The sequence below is a fragment of the Bradyrhizobium jicamae genome (genome assembly GCF_001440395.1).
Lineage (GTDB): Bacteria > Pseudomonadota > Alphaproteobacteria > Rhizobiales > Xanthobacteraceae > Bradyrhizobium > Bradyrhizobium jicamae.
On record NZ_LLXZ01000012.1, the window covers coordinates 75,222 to 91,742 of the forward strand.

16 protein-coding genes, 1 tRNA gene and 1 pseudogene are annotated in these 16,521 nt (G+C 60.2%); 7 read left to right on the forward strand and 11 right to left on the reverse strand.

What is annotated here, in order from left to right; genetic code table 11:
- Positions 1-18 precede the first annotated feature (18 nt).
- From CQ12_RS02820 to CQ12_RS02830, 3 genes are all read left to right on the forward strand, one after another.
- The gene (locus tag CQ12_RS02820; RefSeq protein ID WP_057833843.1) at positions 19-732 is read left to right on the forward strand and encodes a class I SAM-dependent methyltransferase; all 714 of its coding nucleotides are present in this window, start codon (positions 19-21) and stop codon (positions 730-732) included.
- Positions 729-1,592 carry a glycosyltransferase gene (locus tag CQ12_RS02825; protein ID WP_057833844.1) on the forward strand — a complete coding sequence of 288 codons (864 nt, stop codon included), beginning with the start codon at positions 729-731 and terminating at the stop codon, positions 1,590-1,592. The genes CQ12_RS02820 and CQ12_RS02825 overlap by 4 nt, the downstream gene beginning before the upstream one ends.
- Positions 1,593-2,257: 665 nt before the next feature.
- Positions 2,258-4,234, forward strand: coding sequence for an acyltransferase family protein (locus CQ12_RS02830; protein ID WP_063799666.1), 1,977 nt, complete (start codon positions 2,258-2,260; stop codon positions 4,232-4,234).
- A gap of 377 nt (positions 4,235-4,611) precedes the next feature.
- Here the strand turns inward: CQ12_RS02830 and CQ12_RS43325 are convergent, their stop codons facing one another.
- The 5 genes and pseudogenes from CQ12_RS43325 to CQ12_RS02845 all read right to left on the reverse strand — a co-directional run bounded on the left by CQ12_RS43325 (position 4,612) and on the right by CQ12_RS02845 (position 8,341).
- Positions 4,612-5,211, reverse strand: coding sequence for a hypothetical protein (locus CQ12_RS43325; protein WP_157087968.1), 600 nt, complete (start codon positions 5,209-5,211; stop codon positions 4,612-4,614).
- A gap of 104 nt (positions 5,212-5,315) precedes the next feature.
- The gene (locus CQ12_RS02835) at positions 5,316-5,672 is read right to left on the reverse strand and encodes a hypothetical protein (protein WP_157087969.1); all 357 of its coding nucleotides are present in this window, start codon (positions 5,670-5,672) and stop codon (positions 5,316-5,318) included.
- Positions 5,673-5,819: pseudogene (locus CQ12_RS47550) on the reverse strand (DUF5681 domain-containing protein); the annotation flags it as partial.
- Positions 5,820-6,110: 291 nt separating this feature from the next.
- Positions 6,111-7,973: an AAA family ATPase gene (locus CQ12_RS02840; protein ID WP_083519100.1), complete on the reverse strand. Its 1,863-nt coding sequence runs from the start codon at positions 7,971-7,973 to the stop codon at positions 6,111-6,113.
- Between the two features lie 188 nt (positions 7,974-8,161).
- The gene (locus CQ12_RS02845; protein ID WP_057833848.1) at positions 8,162-8,341 is read right to left on the reverse strand and encodes a MerR family transcriptional regulator; all 180 of its coding nucleotides are present in this window, start codon (positions 8,339-8,341) and stop codon (positions 8,162-8,164) included.
- A gap of 168 nt (positions 8,342-8,509) precedes the next feature.
- Between CQ12_RS02845 and CQ12_RS02850 the strand changes: the two genes are divergently transcribed.
- From CQ12_RS02850 to CQ12_RS02860, 3 genes are all read left to right on the forward strand, one after another.
- A complete protein-coding gene (locus CQ12_RS02850) occupies positions 8,510-8,956 on the forward strand; it encodes an Arc family DNA-binding protein (protein ID WP_198164053.1) in 447 nt (148 codons plus the stop codon).
- Positions 8,946-10,112 (forward strand): site-specific integrase, encoded by a 1,167-nt coding sequence (locus tag CQ12_RS02855; RefSeq protein ID WP_057833850.1) that lies wholly within the window; start codon positions 8,946-8,948, stop codon positions 10,110-10,112. The genes CQ12_RS02850 and CQ12_RS02855 overlap by 11 nt, the downstream gene beginning before the upstream one ends.
- Before the next feature lie 68 nt (positions 10,113-10,180).
- Positions 10,181-10,270 (forward strand) — tRNA-Ser (locus tag CQ12_RS02860).
- 272 nt (positions 10,271-10,542) lie between these two features.
- Here CQ12_RS02860 and CQ12_RS02865 read toward each other — a convergent pair.
- Both CQ12_RS02865 and CQ12_RS44835 read right to left on the reverse strand, forming a co-directional pair.
- Positions 10,543-10,740 carry a hypothetical protein gene (locus CQ12_RS02865; protein WP_057833851.1) on the reverse strand — a complete coding sequence of 66 codons (198 nt, stop codon included), beginning with the start codon at positions 10,738-10,740 and terminating at the stop codon, positions 10,543-10,545.
- A gap of 96 nt (positions 10,741-10,836) precedes the next feature.
- Complete coding sequence (locus tag CQ12_RS44835) at positions 10,837-10,995, reverse strand: hypothetical protein (RefSeq protein WP_198164054.1); 159 nt, start codon at positions 10,993-10,995, stop codon at positions 10,837-10,839.
- Positions 10,996-12,530: 1,535 nt separating this feature from the next.
- Here CQ12_RS44835 and CQ12_RS45920 point away from each other — a divergent pair.
- Positions 12,531-12,713 (forward strand): hypothetical protein, encoded by a 183-nt coding sequence (locus CQ12_RS45920; protein WP_057833853.1) that lies wholly within the window; start codon positions 12,531-12,533, stop codon positions 12,711-12,713.
- 39 nt (positions 12,714-12,752) lie between these two features.
- On the opposite strand, the gene CQ12_RS02880 is transcribed toward CQ12_RS45920, so the two are convergent.
- The 4 genes from CQ12_RS02880 to CQ12_RS02890 form a co-directional block, all read right to left on the reverse strand.
- Positions 12,753-13,049 (reverse strand): hypothetical protein, encoded by a 297-nt coding sequence (locus CQ12_RS02880; RefSeq protein ID WP_057833854.1) that lies wholly within the window; start codon positions 13,047-13,049, stop codon positions 12,753-12,755.
- Between the two features lie 108 nt (positions 13,050-13,157).
- Entirely contained in the window at positions 13,158-13,289 is a 132-nt protein-coding gene (locus tag CQ12_RS47180; protein ID WP_283807343.1) for a hypothetical protein, read from the reverse strand.
- 847 nt (positions 13,290-14,136) lie between these two features.
- A complete protein-coding gene (ccoS, locus tag CQ12_RS02885; RefSeq protein ID WP_057833855.1) occupies positions 14,137-14,319 on the reverse strand; it encodes a cbb3-type cytochrome oxidase assembly protein CcoS in 183 nt (60 codons plus the stop codon).
- Positions 14,319-16,511: a heavy metal translocating P-type ATPase gene (locus tag CQ12_RS02890; protein ID WP_057833856.1), complete on the reverse strand. Its 2,193-nt coding sequence runs from the start codon at positions 16,509-16,511 to the stop codon at positions 14,319-14,321. The genes ccoS and CQ12_RS02890 overlap by 1 nt, the downstream gene beginning before the upstream one ends.
- Between the last annotated feature and the right edge of the window lie 10 nt (positions 16,512-16,521).

A 16,521-nucleotide genomic window follows, 5' to 3' on the forward strand; every position in this document is an offset into this window, starting at 1 on the left:
TTCCCCTTGAGTGAACATATGTCCGCAAGCGATCAGATGGCGCCGACCTTTTCCAGCGCCATTGCCGATGCACACAACTACATGGACTGGATCATCGGCACCATGCGTCCCTATTTCGGCCGTGAGGTGATCGAGATCGGAATCGGCCACGGCAGCTATTACGAGTATCTGGGCAAGCTCGGCCGCTATCGCGGCGTCGACATCGATCCGGACAACGTCGCGAGCTCGCGCGCGAGGTATCCGGAGGGCAGCTTCGAGCTTGCGGATATCACCTCGGAGGAATTCAGATCGAGCCTTCCGCCGGGCAGCGTCGACACCGTGGTGTGCTGCAACGTCATCGAACATATCGAGGACGACAATCGCGCCGTCTCCAACATGGCCAACGCGCTTGCCCCCGGCGGACACCTGTTGATCCTGGTGCCAGCACTGCAGCAGCTTTACGGCGACCTCGATCGGCTCGCCGGCCATTACCGGAGATACAACAAGCCGCTGATGCTCAAGGCCTGCGCCGGGGCGCCGATCGAGATTCTCGAACTGCGCTATTTCAATCCGATCGGCGGGCTCGCGTGGTGGATCAACAGCTTTGCAAAACATCGGTCGCTGGACGATTCCGCCGTCAATGCGCAGATTCGCATCTTTGATAAATACGTCTTGCCCATCTCCAGGCTGGTTGATCCCCTAACCCGCGGCTTCTTCGGCCAATCCCTGATCTGTGTGGCACGCAGAACATGATCTCGATCGTCATTCCCGCCTTGAACGAAGAGCGCGGCATCGGGGCCACCGTGACCGATATCGCCGGCGTGTTGACCGCAGCTGGGCTGATGCCGTTCGAGATCATCGTCGTCGATGACGGGTCGACGGACGGAACCGGGAAGGCCGCCACCAAGGCGGGCGCCCGGATCATCCGCCACCCTCACAACGTCGGCTATGGCCGATCCCTTAAGAAGGGGATCGAGGAAGCGACGTACGACATGATCGCGATTTGCGATGCCGACGGCACCTATCCGGCCGCCGCCATTCCCGAACTCGTGCGGCTTTACAACGAGGGCTTCGATATGGCCGTGGGCCAGCGCCATGGCCCGCACTATCGACAATCCATACTCAAGATGCCGCTGCGCGCAGTGCTGCGTTTCCTGGTGGAGTGGACTGCGGGCCGTCGAATTCCGGACATCAATTCAGGCCTGCGCGTGTTCAGCCGCACCGCGGCAATGAAATACTTCCCGCATCTGTGTGATACGTTCAGCTTCACAACGTCGATGACGCTCGCCTACATGATGACGCGACGCTTCGTCACCTATTACAAGATCGACTATTTCGAGCGAACCGGCAGGAGCAAGGTGCGCCTGTTTCGGGATTCCCTGAAAACGCTGCAATACGTCGTCGAAGCGATCGTCTACTATAATCCGTTGAAAATCTTTCTGCTCCTCAGCTTGATCTGCGGCGTGATTGCCGCCATCGTGATGCTTATCTCGCTGTACTTTTCGATCGTCACGGGAATCATGCTTGCGGTCGGCACGACGATGGCTGCGATTGTTATGTTCGGCATAGGCATGCTGGCGGTACTACTCAAGCAGATCATGGATAAGGCGTGACCGGGCTCGTTAGAAAGTCTGATGAGTAAAGTTGAAGGACGGCAAGGTACTCCGCGCGTCGAGACACTGGACCTGATAGCCGTAATCAAGCAGCACTTCTACATTTCTACGAGGGTATCTAGTCGTCCGTGAACAAGGCTCTAAGCGATTGAGCGGGAGTCTGTTTTTCGGATTGAGGCCGTTTGAGTTGCAGGGATTTGGCGGTTAAGACCGCCAAACAGCAAGCTTTTTGACGTATCGAAAGCCACCGTATATCGCGACGGCGCTGTGCTTGGTGAAGCAACGGCAGTATACCCCGATCCATAAACACACTCATCTCTGGAAGACGACGCTGGACGTACGTTGGATTTTGAGGGCGAGCAAGTGACTGAAAAACGCGGACGCTATTGGATCACCTACCGTTAGTGTTGAAGTAGCCGGCGCCACGATCTTCTCGCAATCAGATCCTGATATAGGTGCATGCGCCCATAATGGATCAGCATCAGTTACTTTTGTTGTTGCTGCTATCGACCTAGCAGACGTCTGGCGCTGGAATTCGCCTAAGAAAAGGTCACGAAGGCAATTGGCTGGCATCAGTTTTGACATGGCACGACCGCCAAACCTCTCGGCAGCCATGAACACTTTGAAACGCGCCTGAGGACGATCTGCACTATGCCGCGAACATGATGAAGCCCTACATCCCTCCGCACGTCACCGACTACTACCGCGCGGACATCGACGGGCTGCGGGCCTTTGCCGTACTTTCGGTAGTGCTATATCACGCTTTTCCGAAAGTCGTCACTGGCGGCTTTGTGGGCGTAGACGTCTTCTTCGTCATTTCAGGGTTCCTCATCTCGAAAATACTTTTCACTGAAATAACCGAACACCGCTTTTCGTTCACGACGTTCTTTGAGCGACGTATCCGGCGCATTTTCCCGGCACTTGCTGTTTGCTTGGCCGCCGTGTCGGCTTTCGGTTTTGTCCCCCTGACGCCGCCCGAGTTGGGGCAGCTGGGCAAGCATGTGTTCTTCGGCGCAGGCTTCCTCTCCAACATAGTGCTATGGAGCGAAAGTGGCTACTTCGACAGTGTCGGCACCTATAAACCGCTCTTGCATCTCTGGTCGTTGGGTATCGAAGAGCAGTTCTACATCCTTTGGCCGGCCTTGCTATGGTTGGCTTTCCGGTTAAAGGCCAAGGTGGGACGACTGCTGGCCGTGCTGTGCCTGGCCTCTTTCACAATCAACGTCGCGCTATCCACCACCGACATCTCCGCCGACTTCTACCTACCCGTCTCACGTTTCTGGGAGCTCTTGGCAGGGGCCGGTCTGGCCTGGCGGGGCCAGTTTGTCCTTTCGCCTAATGTCCGGTCCTCGATCTCCTTTGCGGGCTTGGTTGCCCTTCTGACATCGGCAGGCCTCTTCACGGCTGAGATGCGCTTTCCGGGCTGGCTTGCTCTGCTGCCGGTGGCGGGAGCCGTAGCTGTAATCCTCGCTGGCCCCGAGGCGACGGTGAACCGGATTTTCTTTTCCAACCGCGCCGCCGTCTTCGTCGGGCTGATAAGCTATCCGCTCTATCTCTGGCACTGGCCACTAATTTCTTATGCCTATGTCATTCGTTTGGGCCAGGCGCCGACGCCCCTGATGGCGACGGCACTTGTGGCTGCTGGTTTCCTGCTGGCTTGGGTGACCTATCGATTCATCGAGTATCCGGTCCGCTTTGGGGCACACCGCCACGGTCGCACCCAGATCGTTGCTGCATGCGTGGCAGTTCTCGGTGCCTGCGGACTGGTACTGTGGGCCAAGAATGGTTTCCCCGACCGTTTTCCCCCCCTCCCTGGTGTCGACATCCGGAAGATTGGCGACGCCAAACTCGATGCGGACTTCAAGCCTACCAAGGACATGCAGGTGTCAAACCACGGCTGGACTTTGGTGGCTCATCTGGGCCACGGCGAGCGGAAGGTGGCGTTAAGCGGCGACAGTCAACTGCTTCACTACGGACCCCGAGTGCAGCAACTGGCCGACGAAGGGCAATTGGCGGCCAAGACTTATTTCGTGACAGGCCCTAGGTGCCCTCCGGTTCCGGGCGTGATCCAGCGGGACAAATTTGCGGCTTGTGCCAGTTTGCCCGGCATTTTGGCCGACTTGGTACAACGCGAGAAGGTGCAATCGGTGGCGTTGGGCGCAGCATGGGGAGGCTACAGTGACGAAGGCATGTTGATCGAACGCGACGGTAGGCAGTTGCCCGCAAACACAAAGGAGGGCATGGACGCGTTCTACGCCAACCTTGAAGACTATGTACGCTTGTTGCAGAGTCGTGGAGCCCGAGTCTATTTGGTCCTGGGAGTGCCTTTTCACGAGCGCTTCAATCCGGGCAAGATGGTAACGCGCAGCCTGACCGGCTTTCGAATCGCTCCGGACGTTGAGAAGGCGGTACCTATCGCCGAGTTGCAAGCCGCCCATGCTACCGTCAACGCCAAGCTGCGCGCTGTTGGCGAGCACACAGGGACGACCCTACTCGATCCTCTTCCCGACATTTGCGGCAGCGGCGGTGACAGCTGCTTGCCGTTCTTCGGCGCAGGTGAGCCGAAATTCTCAGACAACGTGCATCTACGTCCCATCTTCGTAGGGGAGCACATCCGCTTTCTCGATCCCTTGTTGAAGTGATCGTCGGTCGCGAGCTTGCGTTGAGTTTGCCCGAATCTCTGCATTTCCGCGCCACGCAGCAAGCGTGGTCAATTTACCTGGCGAGCAACCATTCGGTTGACCCCTCGTGACGGACGCCGCTGCACGCATAAGCGGTTTCTACACCAGCTATGGCGACCGCGAGCTCTGCACCACGCCTGCTGTCAAATTCTCCGATGATTGTGCTTTCCAAACGAGAATCTCCTGGGTGATCGATGGCTGAGAAGGCGATTAACCGGCCAGCGACGACCTACGAGCACACGAATGTCGTGATATGTGGAGGATCATGGACCAAAATTCCATTCAGGATTGTATAAGAAAATCAATGTGGGAGCCCAGGTTCGCCAACATATTTCGAATCATTTCAAGCCGAGCTTGAGCGCGAGCGCCACGATTCCGCGATCGAGAATATCGTCATAATGATCAAATCGGGTTTCGTATCGCCTGTAGGTTTTCCAGCGCATCCACTTGGGTTTGGGCGGAAAGTCCCATTCCTCGGGATCTAGCTTTCCGATCGAACAGAGCCGCGCGTTAATTCTGGATTTCGCGTGGTGCGCACGGCTGTCCCGGTCGAGAAATTGGGTTGCGTACGCTACTCGGCATTTCCTGGCCTGCCGGCTGCAGAAGCGTGTTGCACCAGGCGGCCGCCATAGCACTGATGCTAACCGGCCGGTGCCTGGGCAGATAAAATACCATTGGTGACCGCCGAAACGTCGCGCCTGAGCCGCAAGCAAAATAAACTGATTCAGTCCGCCCTCCAATTTCAGCCAGCCCGATGAGGTGTCACTCAGATCGGCCGAGATCAGCGCGGACGCAACTTCTCCCCAATAGCTGTGCGTCCAACCAATTCCGCGAAGGCCACTATAGGACCCCCGCTTGACGAACCCCTTTCTCGCGAGAGAATTGAGATCGAGCTTCAATCCGTCTTGCAGACAGACCGTGTTGCGCGAACGTGGCATCGTGGTTTTTCTCGCCTCTCAAAGGTGCAACGCCTACATCAAGGCGACGAGTGTCCTAACCGAATTAGAGAACCGGTGCCCATCTTCGCGAAACACGAGTCCAATCAATCCCTTGCGTCTCGCGGCTCTTCGTTTGCTACCGTCATTGCTACCGCTTCGTCCGTTTTCACCTCGATTAGTTGCGGTAGATCCTTCGCGAAGTGAGAGCGCAGGCCATCCTCGATGACGCCGGCTACATCTGCAGGCACCGCGTTGGCGCCAGGCGGTAGACACTCACGGACGATCGACACCAGCCGCGCCATGATCGCCCAGTCCTCCGGATCCATGTTGCCAGGCGTGCGATGTTCGACGCTGATGAAGACGTCACGCGGCAGCAATCCGTACGCGATCGTCGCCAGCTTGCCGGGATCTTCAATCGCCAGGCGCCGCAGGACACTCTCCCCTTGCTGCTCCCAGACCACCGCGAGGTCGGAAAGGAGCTGCTCCGATATCTTTTGCCTCGCCCCGATCGGCCGCCCCTTCGGGTTGCCGCTCTGGCCAGGCTTCCATGGTCTCAATCCGCTCTGATTGTTTTGTTTCTTCACTGGTTCGACCCGCCTTACACACATTCCGTTGCCTCAAAGCCGCAACATTCCTCACAAAAGCAGCGTGCCGCGTATCGCGTATCGCCCCCTAGGAAAGGAAAAATACGATACGGCCCTACGGGGTCTAAGGACCCCTCCCGTATTAGGGTTCGCGTATCGGTGCGTATCGGTTCGCAATTGTTCAGAAGTGTCTGTTTCAATTCATCTTCTCGCTTTGGCGTATCGCTGCGTATCGGTCGTATCGCATCGGTCGATACGGTCATTTGCCGGCGTCGTTGCCGAGTGGTCGCGTATCGCCGCGTGTCGGTCAGTTTTTCAGCCATAAGTGGCCCCTGCGAGAGCAGCGTTCGTCTTCACTCGCTTGGCCTCATCCTTCCCCTTGGGGCTCAGGAAGAGGCCGCTGCGATCGCTCTCGACCAGCTTGGCCTTCTTCAGTCGCTCGGCCAGGCGCTGCACCTTCGACTTGTTCGGCTCGCCGTTGTGCGTCGTCCAGCCCAAGGCGTTTGCAAGGGCCACCAGTGAGAGATGGTCATTGTCCGCAAGGATGGAGAGCACGGCGTCTTCATCGCTCCTTGAGCTTGCCTCGGCCGCTCGTCGCTCATTGTCAGAGAGCGTCTTGGCAATGACGGTCGGGATTAGCCGGCCCTTGCTGTCCCGTATCCGCTCCGACGTCACGGTCTCGACTTGGAAAGTGATCGGCGCGAAGTCCGGCCCACGAAACTTCCCCTGCCAGTGCAGGCTGACAAGGCTGTCTGTCTTCCAGCACGTCAGGTTGCCGTCTACTTCAGCAATGAACGCGCCGCCGCCGCGAGGTAGCAGGTTGCCCTGCGTTGGGCTCTTGACGGGATGGCAAAGGACTATGACGCAAGGTCCGCCGGGCAGGCCTCCCAGTATCTGGCGCATCTGCCGCGCGTGAGTTCCGGCCTCGACGTTTCCGTTCTCTTCGGTGCCCTCGAAGTATGCCGCGCTGGTGTCCACAATCACCAGATCGACATTGCCGCCGAGCCGCTCGATCTCGGTCTTGATCCGCTGCCCGGTGTTGGAGAGCTTCAGGACGCCCTCAACGAAATGCACGTCAATGGCTTCGGTGTCGAACTTCATCTTCTCGGCGAATGCGATCCACCGCATTTTTAGATCGTCTGGGTTTTCGCCGATCAGGTAGAGCACCCGGCCGGGATCCACCTCGCGATTGCCGATTGATCGACCCAACGCCTTCGATGCTGCGAAGAGCAAGGCAATGGCGGTCTTACCGTGTCCTGTCGGTGCCGTGAGCGAATAGAGGAAGCGCCGCTGCACTAAGCCGTCGATGGCGTAGTCAGGCGGCACAAACCCCCGCACGAACTCGGCGCTGGATTTGACGAGACAAGGCTGCGCCTCTGGTGCCGGAGCCTGCCGCATCAATGCCGTAAGATCGTCGGCGGTGCCACCCGCTTCCAGCCAGTCGCTGACGTCGCCCTTCGAAGGCAGGTCCGGCAGATTGAGAGTGCGGATCGACCGGGCCACGCCCTGGAGCGCAGCTGCTACCTGCTCAGCATGGCGCACGCCGGGCTCGTCGTTGTCCGGCAAGATGTAGATGTCCCGGCCCTCGAGGTATTGGTTGAGGTCCGCCGTCCACTTCTCTGCCCCGCCTGAATTAGTGGTGGCCGCGAAGCCGAGCGCCAACAGGTTATCGACGTCCTTCTCGCCCTCGACGATCAGCACCGGCGCATCAGTTGCAGCGACGAGCTCGGGGAGCCGGTACGGGATCTTGACCTTGGGCGCACCCTTGACCCAAGCCGTGCCGTCCCATTGCTCCTGCCAGAAACCCTTGGCCGCGGTGCGGTTGACGCGCAGATAAGGTTGGCCATCTTCGCGCTGGTAGACGTAGGCGGTCGGTTTCGAAGGTGGCGCAACTTGCGCCACCCGGCTGGTCATGCGCGCGATGGGATCGGGCCTGGCCTGCACCCTGGCCGGCTCCCACCGCGGAAGCCCTGCCCGCTCGCGAATGTAGTCTTTGCACACCAGCGGATCGTCGCCGGCAAAGCTGTACACCACCATGCCGTCAGGCGCATCTGCATCGAGTTTGATGGAGAGTGATCGATCCCTTGGGGAGTGATTTGGTCCCGGCGCCAACACCTCGTTGCCGGAAACCTCGCCTCCCAGTGCTGCTGCGAGCTGTTGCGGTGAGATGTGCATCATCGCACCACCCCATAGGCCAGAGTGGCGATCGTAGCCGCCGTCTCGATCGTCAGCGCGTACAGTCGGCACAAGCGCGATGCTTGCAAGGACCGAGGAGAGGGTGATATAAAATCCGTGTCTTCCAGGACAATCGGAATTTCAATTTGGGTCGCCCTCTCGGCGGCCCTTTTTGTTTCGGCCATGCTCGCTTAGGCGACCTCCGACCGCTTCGGGCTCAGCATCTCTTCCAGCGCTATAACGGGCACCCTCAAGATCTTGCCGATCCTGATGGTGGGGATGTCTCCCCGCTTGGCAGCCTCATAAGAGGCGTTCCGGCCTAGATCGAAGTATTCCCGCCCGGCTTCCGGGACCGAGATCGTTTTCTTCATCGCGTCGTCCTTCCGTGGTGGTACCAAATCAGGTACCGCATGATTTACCTTGTATTGAAGTGTGTCTGCAAGTACCAAAATCGGTACCTGTGGATTCCGGCGAGGTACCAGTTGTGTTACCTCGTCTTTTGTGTTATTTGGTGCCTGTCAGTTCAGGCGGGGGTCAAGATGGCGCGCAAGCCGACAGAATTTGTCCAACTCAAGCTGCGGATCCGGGAGAGCCTCCGTCGCCGGCTTGAGCGCAGGGCGACCAAGGAAGACCGTTCAACGAACGCAGAGGCCGTAAAGAGGCTTGAGGACTCCCTCGATCATGAAGATCGTTTAGATGCGTTCGCCAAAGAGGGCTTTCGCATGGAGGAGCGGCACGTACAGTGGCGGGAGGAGAAGGCCAGGGAAGAGGAAAAGGCGAAGGCCGATCGACTGGATGCCCGCCTTTTCCGCAATCTTACTCAATCGATTCCAAGCCTGCCCGTTCTCATTGATCTTCTGCCGCTTCTGAAGGGTAATCCGGACTGGCAGAAGACCGAATACGGCCGACGCCAGATGGCTGCCAAGGTTGCTGAAATCATCCTGAATGCGGACGAGTATTCAATCGGAGGCGGCAATGAAGGGTAGCATCAAGGAACGCTCGCCCGGCCATTGGGCAATCATCCTCGACCAGCGCGATCCCGCCACCGGCAAGCGCCGCCGGAAATGGCACTCCTTCAAAGGCAACAAGCGCGGAGCGCAGACCGAATGCGCCCGCCTGATTTCCGAAATGAACGGCGGTGACTATGTCGAGCCGTCCAAGCTCACACTGGCGCAGTTCCTCGACCGCTGGCTGAAGCACATCAAGCCGAACGTCTCGCCCCGCACCCATGAGCGGTACGAGCAGATCGCACTGAAGAACATCGCCCCCCTGCTCGGCGCCAAGGTGCTCTCCAAGCTCCAGCCGATCGATATCAGCCAGGCCTACAGCAAGGCGCTGGAGAGCGGACGGCGCGATGGATCTGGCGGTCTGTCTCCCCGCACCGTCCACCACATGCACCGGGTTCTGTTCTCTGCTCTCGGCCAGGCTGAGCGCTGGCGCCTGATCGCCCGCAACCCGGCGGCACTGCTCGAGAAGCGGGACCGGCCCAAGATCGAACGCAAGCCCGTCCGCACCATCGACGCGCCGGCAACGGCAGCCGCCTTTGATGCCGCGCGCGAGCGTCGCTTATTCATTCCGTTGATACTGGCAACCCTGTGCGGCCTGCGCCGCGGCGAAATCACTGCGCTGCGCTGGCGGTGCGTCGATCTCGACAAGGGGCAGCTCGCCGTCGTCGCCAGCACTGAGCAGACTGATGCCGGCACCATCCGCGAGAAGGAAGCCAAGAGCGGCCGGGCTCGAACTGTCGCCCTCCCCTCGATGGCCGTCGAGGAACTGCGCCGCTGGCGCGTCCTGCAGGCAGAGGAGATGCTTCGGCTGGGCGTGCGGGCCGATGACGACCTCCACGTCGTTACCCAAGTCGAGGGCTCCCCGCTGCAGCCGCGCAGCCTCACGCATTCGGTCTCCGAGTTCCTGAAGGTCTGGGGCGTCACCCTGCACGGCCTGCGGCACAGCCACGCCAGCCACATGCTGGCGTCGAACATTCACCCGAAGATCGTCCAGGAGCGGCTGGGTCACTCCTCGATCGCGATCACGATGGATATCTACAGCCACCTGATGCCGAACATGCAGGGAGAAGCCGCGGCAACAGTTGACGGCGTGCTGCGCGCCGCCATAAACAAGCGAACCGACGACGTTGGGTAGCAAAGCGGTAGCAGAGACCCCTGTTTGTTCTCTGCGAAGCGACGAAAAGCTGAACAATTTCAAGGTCTGGAAGGGTGGCCGAGTGGTTTAAGGCACCGGTCTTGAAAACCGGCGTGCCTGCAAGGGTACCGTGGGTTCGAATCCCACCCCTTCCGCCAGTACATTGTTCTCCCTTGTTCGCCATCGTTCGGAATCGTTGGCCAGGCATCGTTCTCTGGCGGCACCGGATTTTCGCTCAGCGGCAATGCGCCGCCCGCAATAGGGACGCTTTGATTGGGTGGTTTACAGCGGACGGTCACGCTAGCCGCGTGGTGGCGCGGATGCCTAGTGAGATGCTGATCGTCTCCATTTCAGCACTGACCAGCCGCGACCTAGGCTCTGCATCTGTCGACGCGATTCGCGCGTAAAAAGAACGCCCTTGGGTGGCCTTCTATTTGCGGCGAAGCTTAACTTTAATATTTTGACGGGCAGTGCCGTCGACCGGATCAGGCTCGGCTTTGATGGTCGACGGATTGCCGCCATTCAGTGTTCTCAACGCTTCAATGACCAGCGTCATTGCCTCGTCCTTCGTGGTACGCGCCGCCATGATGGCATCGAGCTTTTGCAAAATATTGGTAATGTCGGCCATTGGGATTCTCCGGTCTTAGCGTGAGTTCCCCCAAATGGGCCTTACACGAATAAGTAGCCGGGCCACAACCAACAAACCCCCAGATGGGGATGGATTTCAAGTGGGGCCGAAAGCGCTGATGAGTCCGATCGCTATGGCGATGAGGGCGGCGCAAATCCAGAAAACGGGTGCGCTGGAGCTTAGGCCGGCAATGACGATCCAAACACCAAAGCCGACGATACCGAGCGAGATCGCATAGGCAGCCGCTTTTTCCATGGTCGGCCCAAAAGGAAAACCGGCATCGATATCGCCTTTACGACTCGCTACCGGCTAAAACGTTCCAGCGTGCATGCAACAGCCCTTCGGGGTAAAGGCCGTGGCGCCCGCTTCGCGGCGTGTTTCCTAACTCCCGGTGCCAGCCCGCTGGCACCCGGCCCTAGGAAAGCCTGTTAGTACCGCGAGCAACACCCATGACCATCGAAAGACCTATGCTTCCGCCGCGTGCGGAGTCCGTGGGGACAGCGGCAACCAGCAAAACGCATCAGTGACTCTCCCAGGCCCGCCAAGGGACTATCCCGGCGCCGCGCGCTTGCCGGCCTTGCCATCCTGCCAGCCGCTCTATCGACGGCCGCAGAGCGGAACGCCTTGAACGCGCGATTGCCGACGACGTCGCGTTTCTCGCCGCGCATCCGACGCGACGGAAGCGCGATGAGGAGCGTTCGGCATGAAGCGGCGGCGCCGATCGATGAGGAAGCGAAATCGGCAGCGGCTGGCGGCTCACGCTCGCCGGCTGAGGCGGTGAAACACGAGGCCCGCCGGTTCGCGCCGGCGGGCAACAATAGCAAGAGCCGCCCGAGCGATCACCGGGGCGGCTCTTGTCGCAATTGCCGGTTCGTGACCGATTCCATTGCGTGAATTTCGGCGAGGCCGCGAAGATCGCCCTCTTCGGACCAGCCTCTGATCGTTCGGGTATGCGCCCCGCTTCGACTGATGAAGAGAATACTCGATAAAAATTTAACGACAATCGAAACACAAAATTAACGTTACTCCATCGGCGAAACCGATGGCCCGCCGGTTCACGCTGGCAATGAAAAGGCCCCAGCTTGTGGGGGCAGAACGCTGGGGCCGCCATTCCAATGCGCCATGCTGGAAGGTTAGCGGGCGCCAAGCAGGAACGGGCCTGGTGACTCTCCGTTCCTAAATCCGCCGATTGCTAGAACCACAGGGCGGCTACGATCAAGATGGCCGCTCCAACCACGAGGACCATCACGTCGATAGTGAGCCACCGGGGGACGCGCATCGCAAGTTTCGTCATGGGTCGGGTCCTCCCAACCTGCATTCTCCAACGATCGCGAGCTGGACGCTGTGAGCTGTTTCACTTCATCGGGAAAAAATGGCAATTCGGCCAGTTGACGCTAGCGGGCCTGCCCTTTGTCGGCTGCCGTACAGACCGTCTTCCGGCGGCGGGATATTCTGGACGTTCCCCCCCGGCAATGCTCCCCAAGCCCCGCCGGAGGTCTCTACAGTGTTGGCGGCCCCGGCGCGTTGCGTATTTGCCGGGGCCGCCACAGGGCGCGCGATGCAATTAGGGGAACAGCCAAAACGTCGCCGCTTCTCGCAAACATCGACATTGGAAGAACGACTAGCCTGAGGACACGGAACGGTTGCTACAGAAAGCGAATATGCTTGAACCCTGCCCCGCCCGGGATGATGTCCTGAGAAAAATCCGGCAGAACGAAACTGCCGCGCACGTAAGCGAGTGGCTTAATTCATCAGGTCTGCAATCTCCGACGTCACCGGCTTAATCCGCAATGAAAGACATGCAGGCCAGCCTGGAGAAGCTTCGCGCCGATGCAGCGGAAGCCGCGCTGATACGGGACTTGGCCACGGATAGCCATAAGCGGGAGTTGTTCACCAGGTTAGCGGATCACCTGGCTAGGCTCGCCGTAGAGGTTGAACGCGCGATTGCGACAAGCCCATTGCAGAAGAAGTAAGGCCACCTCAGTTGGCGGCCTCTTTTCTTGCGACATCGCTTACTGCTTGTTCACACCCTTCTGTACGGCACCCGGTTCCTTGGCAGTGCCCGTGTTATTTGGCCCGGCTGCCGTACTTGCGCCGGAAGTGCTGGCGTCTCCTCCGGGCGAGGGTCTGCTAGCCCCGGTGGTGCCCTTGTCCATGGCGCCCGTTCCGTCCTTGATCGCGCTGTCCGACGTGTTTGGTCCGACATTGCCTTGGCTCGACGCGCCTCCAGTGGGCTGATTGGTTTGCGCGAAGGCGGCGGGGGAAGCGAGCGCCAAAATGCAGACCGAAGCCGCCATAATCTTCTTCATAAAATGATCTCCCTGGGTTCTGTTTTGTTTCGCCCAAGGAAATCGCCGCTCATTGCCTTCGTTCCTATTCCTGACCGGTTGGATGACGGCTCTTCATTCGAGGAGCTCTTACTCAAAGGCGACACCCTCGGGATCGTTTTCCTCGAACCATTTTTCCGTGGCGTCCGTGGCGGCGAAGACCTTGACGTGCTCGGCGTCGCCGACCTGGTTGCTGGTGTTGACGTAGACAAAAACGGTCATTGGTCTCTCCGCCGCCAATCGCTGGCCGGACGATGTTCGGCTGTCGGACATTGGGACTCAGTTCGTCTGCAAAGCGTGCGGCAAGCGAGGCTCCGACGTGCGGCCACACTTCAATTGGATTCGTAGGGCGCCTGCGGCAGCGGGATACCGCGCGGCGAAAACCAGTTGCCTGATTACCGCTTCTGGAACCAGCGATTCGCGTCCTACCGTTTGCGGGGGGATACGCTGTGGACCTATTTCGAGCTGAGAAGATTGCCAGTGTGCAAGATCAATCAATCCATGACTGCCGTTTCTGCGCAGGAAGGCTCACTCTGCTCAAAACGATCATGGAATCCGAGAGTGGAGTCGTCACACACATATTTGAATGCTTGCAATGTGGAGATCGCACTTGGAACGAGTAGGCTGTAAGTCCACTGCGGGATCGTAGACATCAATTGGCGGCTCAGCCGCGACCGTTCCGGACGACACGCAGAGGGCCTAAGCATGCGTCGCCGTGCGACGAATTAGAAAAATCGATAAACCCACCTAGGAAATGGCGGGGCGCAAGTTGAAAGTAGGAAGCATTGAGTCTGGCGGGCTCTCGATTGCCTGTTTCATTCGTCGTCAGTCCGAAACTGGAGCCTGGTTGGAGGTGGTCAAACCGATTGAGCTTCCGGCACAATTTATATTGCTGGTAGTCCCTGACCGCACCAAGCATCGCTGCACAACTCTTTGGCGTACGGGAAAGATGATCGGCGTTAAATTTCTTTGAGCAATCGCCTGGTTTGAGCTAGCGCCTTTCAAGGACGGCTTGAATCCCGCTTCCATCAGCTTGCCGCCAACCGAAATGGCGGCGTTTGATCTGCACCTAGTGACGTCCGCTCCCCGCCGAAGGCGCCCTCTCCGAAGCCGGCTCGTCATCCGCGATCGCGCGCCATCCTGCCCCCTCCAGGTCATCATACTGCCCGTTCTTGAGCGACCAGAGAAAACCCGCCAGGCCAAGGGCGCCGAGTGTGAGTGCCAACGGCACGAGGAATACCAGGACTTCCATCAGCAAAGCTCCCTTGCGCCGCTATGGGCGCGCAGCGCGTTCAAGATCACCAGCACTGAAGAACCCGACATCGCGGCGGCGGCGACCAGCGGCGTGGCGAGGCCCGCAATCGCCAGCGGCACGGCCAGCGAATTGTAGCCGGCGGCCAGCCACAGGTTCTGCCGCATCAGCAGCAGTGCCTTCCGCGAGAAGCCGATGGCGGCGACGACGGGCGCGAGGTGATCGCCGAGGAACACCAGATCGGCGGTCGCCTGGCTCAAATGGGTCGCGCTGACCGGCGACATCGAGACATGCGCAGCGGCCAGCGCCGGCGCGTCGTTCATGCCGTCGCCGACCATCAGCACCTTGACGCCCCGCCGCTTCAATTCCTCGATGCGGACAATCTTGTCCGCCGGCGTGACGCCCGCGCGCCATTCGTGGATGCCGAGCTGTTCGGCTGCATGGCGCACGGCGGGCTCGCGGTCACCAGACAGAATCTCGACTTCGATCCCGGCCTTGACGAGCGTGGCAATCGCGCTGGCCGCATCCGGGCGCAAGCGCTGTCGCACCGCGAAGACGTGCCGCGTCTCGCCGTGACGGAAGGCAACGACGGACGCTTCGGGATCCCGATGCAGTATCTCGTTGGCGAGTTGATCCGCGCCGCAGAACGACGGCCGGCCCAGCCGGACTTCGAGCCCACGGACGAAGCCGCGCACGCCCTGGCCGGCCACCTCCTCTGCTCCGGCCAGCGGCGTCCTTGCGCCGGAAGCGCGGGCCACCGCGGCGGCGACGGGATGATGGCTGGCAAGCGCGAGCCGTCCGGCGAGTTCGAATACGTCTCGCGGCACGTCGACGGCATTGGTGACGTCGAGCTCCGGCAGGGTCAGCGTGCCCGTCTTGTCGAACACGACGCGCTCGACGTCGGCCAGCCGCTCGATGGCGTCGCCGGAATTGAGCAGCACGCCGGTGCGGAACATCGCGCCCGAGACGACGGTCTGCACCGCCGGAATCGCAAGCCCCAGCGCGCAGGGACAGGTGATGATCAGAACCGAGATCGCGATGACGATGGCGTCGTGCCAGGTGGCGCCATAGGCCGCCCAGCCCAGCATCGTCAGGAGCGCCGCTGTATGCACGACCGGCGAATAAAGCCGCGAGGCGCGGTCGGCGAGCTGCACGTAGCGGGAGCGCGCCTGCACGGCGTTGTCGAGCAGCCGGCTGATTTCCGCCAGCAGTGTGCCTTCGGAGGCCGCCGACACCCGCACCCGCAAGGCGCCTGACAGGTTGAGTGTGCCCGCATAGACGGCGGTGCCCGGCCCCGCCTTCACAGGCAGGGTCTCGCCGGTGATCAGGCTCTGGTCGATCTTGGACTGTCCCTCGATCACGTTGCCGTCGACCGCGGACCGCTCGCCCGGCCGCAGCAGCACGATATCGCCGGCTTGCACGGCGGCAATCGGCACCACGCTGATCTCGTCGGTGCCGATGAACTTGGTCGCCGTCTCCGCCTTGAGCGCGGCGAGGTTTCCGGCCACCGCCCGCGTCTTGCGCCGCATGCTCTGGTCGAGGTAGCGGCCGGCCAGCAGGAACGCGAGCAGCATCAACGCGGCATCAAAATAGGCGTGTTCGGCGTGGTGGAGCGTCTCCATCACCGACATGCCGAGCGCCATCACGATGCCGATCGAGATCGGCACGTCCATATTGGTGCGACGCGCCCGCAACGCGGTCCAGGCGGAGCGGAAGAACGGCTGTCCCGAATAGGCCGCGGCCGGCAAGGCAATCAGCGCCGATAGCCAGTGGAAGAAATCACGCTGTTCCGGGATCATGTCGCTGACATTGCCGGACCATACCGGGATCGACAGCATCATGATGTTCATCGCGGCAAAGGCCGCGACGCCGAGACAGCGCAGCAGGAAGCTCGCCTGCTCGGTCTCGATGGCTTCGGCGCGGACCGGCTCGAACGGATAGGCCTTGTAGCCAAGCTCGGCCAGCCGGTCGATGAAGCGGGCCGGGTCGAGCGTGCCCTCCTTCCATTCCAGTGCCACGCGGCGGTCGGTCAGGTTGACGCGCGCCAGTGTCACGTCGGGAAGCGCGGAAAGGCCGCGCTCGATCTTCGACATGCAGCCGGCGCAATTGACGCCTTCCACCGCCAGATCGATATGCGACAACCCGGAGCCGAGATGCCGAACATAATGTGAGAAGTCTCGCGTCGCCTGCATGACTGACCTT

What these genes read in the sequence shown, in the direction of transcription:
- CQ12_RS02820 (WP_057833843.1), top strand. Translation starts at nt 19, where the DNA reads ATGTCCGCAAGCGATCAGATGGCGCCGACCTTTTCCAGCGCCATTGCC.
- CQ12_RS02825 (WP_057833844.1), top strand. Translation starts at nt 729, where the DNA reads ATGATCTCGATCGTCATTCCCGCCTTGAACGAAGAGCGCGGCATCGGG.
- CQ12_RS02830 (WP_063799666.1), top strand. Translation starts at nt 2,258, where the DNA reads ATGAAGCCCTACATCCCTCCGCACGTCACCGACTACTACCGCGCGGAC.
- CQ12_RS43325 (WP_157087968.1), bottom strand. Translation starts at nt 5,211, where the DNA reads ATGCCACGTTCGCGCAACACGGTCTGTCTGCAAGACGGATTGAAGCTC.
- CQ12_RS02840 (WP_083519100.1), bottom strand. Translation starts at nt 7,973, where the DNA reads ATGATGCACATCTCACCGCAACAGCTCGCAGCAGCACTGGGAGGCGAG.
- CQ12_RS02845 (WP_057833848.1), bottom strand. Translation starts at nt 8,341, where the DNA reads ATGAAGAAAACGATCTCGGTCCCGGAAGCCGGGCGGGAATACTTCGAT.
- CQ12_RS02850 (WP_198164053.1), top strand. Translation starts at nt 8,510, where the DNA reads ATGGCGCGCAAGCCGACAGAATTTGTCCAACTCAAGCTGCGGATCCGG.
- CQ12_RS02855 (WP_057833850.1), top strand. Translation starts at nt 8,946, where the DNA reads ATGAAGGGTAGCATCAAGGAACGCTCGCCCGGCCATTGGGCAATCATC.
- CQ12_RS02865 (WP_057833851.1), bottom strand. Translation starts at nt 10,740, where the DNA reads ATGGCCGACATTACCAATATTTTGCAAAAGCTCGATGCCATCATGGCG.
- CQ12_RS44835 (WP_198164054.1), bottom strand. Translation starts at nt 10,995, where the DNA reads ATGGAAAAAGCGGCTGCCTATGCGATCTCGCTCGGTATCGTCGGCTTT.
- CQ12_RS45920 (WP_057833853.1), top strand. Translation starts at nt 12,531, where the DNA reads ATGAAAGACATGCAGGCCAGCCTGGAGAAGCTTCGCGCCGATGCAGCG.
- CQ12_RS02880 (WP_057833854.1), bottom strand. Translation starts at nt 13,049, where the DNA reads ATGAAGAAGATTATGGCGGCTTCGGTCTGCATTTTGGCGCTCGCTTCC.
- CQ12_RS47180 (WP_283807343.1), bottom strand. Translation starts at nt 13,289, where the DNA reads ATGACCGTTTTTGTCTACGTCAACACCAGCAACCAGGTCGGCGACGCC.
- ccoS (WP_057833855.1), bottom strand. Translation starts at nt 14,319, where the DNA reads ATGGAAGTCCTGGTATTCCTCGTGCCGTTGGCACTCACACTCGGCGCC.
- CQ12_RS02890 (WP_057833856.1), bottom strand. Translation starts at nt 16,511, where the DNA reads ATGCAGGCGACGCGAGACTTCTCACATTATGTTCGGCATCTCGGCTCC.